This is a genomic window from Endozoicomonas sp. ONNA2 (assembly GCF_024606365.1).
Lineage (GTDB): Bacteria > Pseudomonadota > Gammaproteobacteria > Pseudomonadales > Endozoicomonadaceae > Endozoicomonas.
On the sequence record NZ_JAHHPO010000442.1, the window covers coordinates 1 to 2,691 of the forward strand.

The window sequence follows — 2,691 nt, forward strand, 5'->3', positions numbered from 1 at the left end:
TGCGGGAAGCGGGCGGCGGGCAGCGGGAAGCGCCCCACCAAAGACAGGAACCCCCCTCGCATAAAGCATCGAACAAGTATGACTGGTCAAAACAATATCCGCATGGCTGGCCGCTTCACAGTCGGCATGGTACCAGTGGGCATCGTCGGCGGAGCAATGTTCCGTCAGGGCAATGGCCGAGGCCGTATCGCCCGGGTGAACACCGGCGGCATTTTCCGACCAGTATTTCACATAAATATGGGGGCCATACTGCTTGCTGATTTTCTTATGCAGTGCCAGCAGTTGCTGTTTACTGGCGGCATCTTCGGTGGTTTCTGCCAGTGCCAACAGGCGACTGGCGGAAATATACTGAGCCCGGCCCAGACGATTAGCCACCGTCACCGGCCGCAGCTGAAGATGCTGAAGAATACGCCGGACCTTCTCCTTATCATCGTTCAGCTGATGAATCAGATGCACTGTATAAGTAGAGATCAGCGCCCGCTGTCCGGACAACGAGAGATGAACCGCCAGAGGCAACAAATAGGCAAGGCTTTTGCCAATGCCGGTCTCCCCTTCCAGCATGGCCACCGAGGGTTGTTCCAGCTGCAGCCACCGGCAAACGTCCAGGGCATAATGGTGCTGCTGCTCCCGGTACTCCATATCGTACAACTCTGACAGCAGACCGCCTTCGGTAAAAATGCGGTCTATTAGGTTGGTTAGAGTGAGATCATTACAGTTCGTCATAGCATCAGGTTCTTTTTTTGAACCACAAAGGCACAAAGACACAAAGGAAGACTTATTTTGTTTGCTGCGCGTAGCGCAGACAAACTCAAAAAAACTTTGTGCCTTTGTGTCTTTGTGGTGAAAAAGCTTTTCATTCCGCCTCTACCAACAGTCCAAAGCCAAACGCCCGTTTACGCCCAATGCCCCGACAATAAGCCTCTTCTGCCAGCTTAGGGTCAGCAACACGGGTAACAAAGACAATATCCGCCGCATTAATAAAGTGGCGCGGTTTCAACTGCACCCGGTTCTGGCTGACAATAGCGGCATTCTGCAACGTCATTCCGTTCTGATTAAGCAGGAGCCTGAGCCAGGGTTCCACCTCCGATGGGGCAAGGCTCTTCTCTACTTTCTTGCGGCATTTTTCCCGATCTTGTTCCAGCCCTTTATTCAGATCTTTGGTTAAAAAACCGTGCTGCTCCACCCAAACACGGCTGGAAAGGTTCAACCGACAGTTAAATTTCCGCAGCTCACCCGCCTCAAAACGAACAGCCTGCTCCTTTACCCTGCTCACCTCACCCAAAGGCGGCTTTGAAGAACGAACCAGCAGCAAACTGCCACCGCTACTGCTTTTAACAGAGGGATGGGATCGCCAAAGTGGCCGGGCAGCTTCCTTATTCAACCCAAGCCCACCACCACAAACCACATCCATCACTTCCTGATGCAGTTTATAAAGCTGGTAAGGTGGCGTTTCACTGCGCACAACAAATTCATATATCATTTTTTGTCGCTTCCCGCCGCCCGCTCCCCGCTTCCCGTAAAAGCACCAGTCTTATCTTTTTCGGGCAGCGGGAGGCGGGCAGCGGGAAGCGCTCCTATAAAATTTTCATCAACTGGAGTTTTTCATGTGGATCAGCAGGCAAACATCTGGCAATCGCCAACGCTTCAGGATTGCCCGAGAGAAACGCATGGAGCCCTTCATCACTGGGCGCTATACGACCATGACAACCGTTAACGATAAAACGCTCCAGCTTTTTCCAGCCACTTTTATCGGCCTGCTGCATTTCCCGTATGGCATGCAACAGCTCCGTATTAATCCGAAACACCAACTCACCGGAACAGACCTGAATCTGCGCCTTGCTCAGGGTCAGTTTCAGGTTCATCACCAACTCGGCTTTCTTCCGGCCAATATCCGAAATATACAAAAGTGGAAACGCCTTCTCACTGAGTCCACCAATCAACTGGCAGGCATACTCCATGGCACCTTTACCACTGACCTGGTGCAACTCAAACAGAGGCTGAGTCGCTACCCTGAGTCGTTTATCCCAGCCAGGGTTGGTTAACAAAAGGTTCTGCTGTTGCGTCACAATCAAACCGCAACCAACCAGCATACCCAGTTTGCCGGGGACCAGCGGCTTTTCTGGCGTACCCTTCTCAATACCCATATACCGATAGGAGCCATGAAACAGGGCATTACAGGGAGCGCAGATAGGCACATCCGTTGTCAGGTAGGTATCAATACGCAGCTGATAATAAGGCACACCCCATTCACCCGATGGCCTGCCACAGCAATAACAACTGATGGCATCGTCATTTTCGCTGCTGTCCACAAGCTGCATTTCATCCGCCATCTGGCCGGTAACCTGCTGCCAGAGAAAATCGATACCATCCATTACCACTGTCCGGGGGTGTTTTGAAAAAACGGCAGAGTTTACATGAATTTTATGGGTTTTGTGGGAATGAAGAACGCTCCCAGCCGCCCGTTAAAGCACAGAGCATATCTTTTTCGGGAAGCGGCTGGCGGGAAGCGGGTAGCGCCCGTAGGGAACAATAACTCACAGTCACAACCGCTTTGCTAAATAGATAAACATCGTCAAATAAAAAAAGACCCATAATTCAAGCCATTGCAGGCACCAAAACCACTCCAGAAACTACGTAAAAAATCTGCCAGCCACTGGCACCAGCAGGCCATCAGCTTGAAACATCAGTACG

General features: G+C 51.5%; 3 protein-coding genes. All 3 read right to left on the reverse strand.

Annotated elements, in window-relative coordinates; translation table 11 throughout:
- Positions 1–723 (reverse strand): DEAD/DEAH box helicase (locus tag KDK14_RS07975; RefSeq protein WP_373691049.1); only part of this gene is annotated, 723 nt, incomplete at its 3' end.
- A 130-nt stretch (positions 724–853) separates the two neighbouring features.
- Positions 854–1,480, reverse strand: a complete 627-nt coding sequence (locus KDK14_RS07980) for a type I-E CRISPR-associated protein Cas6/Cse3/CasE (RefSeq protein ID WP_257264557.1) — start codon at positions 1,478–1,480, stop codon at positions 854–856.
- A gap of 94 nt (positions 1,481–1,574) precedes the next feature.
- The gene (locus KDK14_RS07985; protein ID WP_257264558.1) at positions 1,575–2,372 is read right to left on the reverse strand and encodes a hypothetical protein; all 798 of its coding nucleotides are present in this window, start codon (positions 2,370–2,372) and stop codon (positions 1,575–1,577) included.
- Between the last annotated feature and the right edge of the window lie 319 nt (positions 2,373–2,691).